Source organism: Candidatus Methylomirabilota bacterium, from assembly GCA_036005065.1.
In the GTDB taxonomy this organism is placed as follows: domain Bacteria; phylum Methylomirabilota; class Methylomirabilia; order Rokubacteriales; family DASRDR01; genus DASYQW01.
In genome coordinates this window covers 1-2,028 of record DASYQW010000140.1, presented here as the reverse complement: position 1 = coordinate 2,028, position 2,028 = coordinate 1, and the positions used below count along the sequence as shown (strand labels likewise).

Below are 2,028 nucleotides of genomic sequence, written 5' to 3'. Positions count from 1 at the left end.
GCCGTAGGTCTCCTCGTGAACACGCCGGAACTCCCGGACCAGCGCCGTCACCGACCGCTCCCGCCAGGCCTCCTCGGGGACCGGGACCAGCAGCTCGTAGTTCTGGCCCTCGTAGCGGAGGTCGAGCCAGCGCGTGAGCTGGCGGCGCCCGGCCGGCACGCGCTCCCGGTCGAGCCAGCGGCTGGCCCGGGCCTCGAGCTCGCCGAAGAGCCGGTCCAGGGACCCGAGCGCCGCGGCATCGAGTCGCCCCACCCAGGTCCGGACGGCGTCGGCCCGGAGATCCTCGACGAGGAGGCCCAGGGCGCAGAGGATGCCCGGCCCGGGAGGCACGAGGATCGTGGGGATACCCAGCTCGCGGGCCAGGGCGCCGGCGTGGAGCGGCCCGGCCCCCCCGAAGGCCAGCAGCGCCAGCTCGGTCGGATCGACGCCGCGCTGGACCGTGACGAGCCGAAGCGCCCGCGCCATGTTGGCGTTGACGACTCGCACGATCCCCCGGGCGGCCTCCAGGGCCGAGAGCCCGAGGCCCGTCCCGAGCCGTGCGATGCTCGCCTCGCCCCGCCCCGGATCGAGCGGCATCCGCCCGCCCAGGAGCCCCCGCGCGGAGAGCCGGCCGAGGAGCAGGTTGGCATCGGTCACCGTCGGCTCCATCCCGCCCCGCCCGTAGCAGGCCGGACCGGGGTCGGCGCCTGCGCTCTGCGGCCCCACCAGGAGCGCGCCGCCCGAGTCCCGCCACGCGATCGAGCCGCCGCCGGCCCCGATCGTGTGGATGTCCAGGGTCGGCATCCGGATCGGGACGCCCGCGATGTCGCGTTCGAAGGCCAGGGTCGGCCGTCCGCCCCGCACGAGCGAGACGTCGGTGCTGGTCCCTCCCATGTCGAAGGTGACGACCGAGGCGACTCCGACCCGGGCCGCGAGCCAGGCGGCTCCGGCCACCCCGGCGCTCGGTCCGGAGAGAAGCGTGCGGACGGGCGCCCGGGCGGCCTCCTCGATCCCGATGGTGCCCCCGTTGGACTGGTTGACATACGGGATCGGTCGGATCCCGAGCTCGCGGACCCGGCGGCGGAACGCCTCGATGTAGCCCGCCATGCCGGGCCCCAGATAGGCGTTGACGACCGTGGTGCTGAGCCGCTCGTATTCGCGGAACTCCGGCAGGACGTCGTGGGACGCCGAGCAGAAGACACCGGGCAGGAGCCGCCGGGCCCGCTCGAGCACGAGGCCCTCGTGGTCGGGACGGAGGTAGCTGTAGAGGAAGCAGATGGCCAGCGCTTCGAGGCCCTCGCCCGCCAGGCGCATGAGGACGCCGTCCACCTCGGCTGGGTCCAGCGGGACGCGCACCGTCCCGTCGGCCATGACGCGCTCGCCGACCTCCAGCCGGAGCTCGCGGGGCACCAGGGCGGCGGGCTTCCGGACGTGGAGGTCGTAGAGCGAGGGACGGCGCTGGCGGGCGATCTCCAGGAGGTCGCGGAAGCCGCGGGTCGTGACGAGCCCGGTGCGGGCGCCCCGGCGCTGGAGCAGCGTGTTGGTGGAAACGGTGGTGCCGTGGGCCAGGTAGGCGATCTCGCCGGGCGCCACGCCGGCGTCGGCCAGGATGCCGGTGATGCCGGTCAGGATGCCTTCCGAGGGGTCGGCGGGGACCGACGGCACCTTGCCGACCACGAGGCGGCCCGACTCCTCGTGGAGCAGGGCCAGGTCGGTGAACGTCCCCCCGACGTCGATGCCGAGCCGGTACCCCATCGGCCTGTGGCTAAGAGGTCGGCGGCTTGACCACGCGCCGCGGGTCTCCCCGACCACTCACGATTGGCTGTTTCACTCCGAGCGGCGGCTTCGCCGCCGCAACCCCTCCTGGGGGAGGTTTGGGAGGGGGCCGTCGAGGCCCCCTCCCATCTACTAGGTGCTCGCGAGGCGGATGTTCACCGAGGTGCCGAGGATCAGCGAAGAGGTGATCGTCGCCGGGCGACGCCGGGCGTCGAAGACGATGCGGGCCGGCCGGCTCTCCCGGGCCCAGGACGAGAACCGGGTCAGGTCGAA

At 74.2% G+C, this 2,028-nt stretch carries 1 protein-coding gene; it reads right to left on the bottom strand.

The features are described from left to right. Window positions 1–1,734: hydantoinase/oxoprolinase family protein (locus tag VGW35_10190; protein ID HEV8308026.1), on the bottom strand; the 1,734-nt coding region annotated here is incomplete at its 3' end. Window positions 1,735–2,028: the final 294 nt, after the last annotated feature.